General features: G+C 39.1%; 1 protein-coding gene. It reads left to right on the forward strand.

Features of this window, described 5'->3' with window-relative positions:
- Nucleotides 1-539, forward strand: a 539-nt coding sequence (locus ACTHUM_RS17645; protein ID WP_440403640.1) for an NYN domain-containing protein, incomplete at its 5' end; no start/stop codon positions are given.
- Nucleotides 540-604 lie beyond the last annotated feature (65 nt).

A 604-nucleotide genomic window follows, 5' to 3' on the forward strand; every position in this document is an offset into this window, starting at 1 on the left:
TGGATTTACTTTATACTGGCCGTTTTGATGGTTTTTGTTTGGTATCTAGTGATAGTGACTTTACTGCATTAGCTATTCGGTTGAAAGAACAAGGTGTAACAGTTTACGGTTTTGGCAAAAAGCAAACGCCTGAAGCTTTCCGTAATGCGTGCAGCCAATTTATCTATGTAGAAAACTTGATGCCTGAACCCACACAAAAAGAAACAGTAACTGATAAACCACAGAAACCAACAGAGAAACAGATTCAAACAGCCTCTCCCGAAAATGCTCAAGCTCAACCGAAAATTGCCGAACAACTTGAGAACAAATTACCATTAGAGACTATACATAAAATTTTCGAACATGCGGAAAGTGAATGGATGGCTATGACTGCATTCGGTGCCACTTGGAAACGCTTGCAGGTAGATTTTGACCCACGTAATTACGGGTGTAAGAAATTTACCGATTTAGTAAAAAAATATTCTGATGTGTTTGATTACGAAATGCGAAAAACTGCTGAAGGCACGCAAGAGCATATGTATGTCAAGCTTAAAGTCTAATCGAAGGTCGTCTGAAAATATTTTTCAGACGACCTGCAAGAAAGGCCGAACCCCATGAATAACTT

Source organism: Neisseria sp. P0021.S006 (assembly GCF_051956895.1).